This is a genomic window from Amycolatopsis eburnea (genome assembly GCF_003937945.1).
GTDB classification, from domain to species: domain Bacteria; phylum Actinomycetota; class Actinomycetes; order Mycobacteriales; family Pseudonocardiaceae; genus Amycolatopsis; species Amycolatopsis eburnea.
Window position 1 is genome coordinate 1 of sequence record NZ_RSEC01000068.1, and the last position, 206, is coordinate 206.

The 206-nt window shown below is 70.9% G+C and carries 1 pseudogene; it reads left to right on the forward strand.

The window, feature by feature from the left end:
- Positions 1-206: pseudogene (locus EIY87_RS47955) on the forward strand (HNH endonuclease); the annotation flags it as partial.

Here is a 206-nt window from a genome sequence, read left to right on the forward strand (position 1 = left end):
CGTGCCCAAGCCCTCTACTCCTCCGACGCCACCCCCGCCCTCGCCCCGGCCACCGGTGCCGCCGCCGTGACCGGCTCGTTGAGCACTCCGATGATCGACACCATCATCGACGCCGTCTCCCGCATCCCCGCCACCCACCGCGACACCGCCGAAGCCGACCTCCTCACCTTCGCCACCGACGCCGGTCATAAACAAGTCGCCGCCCT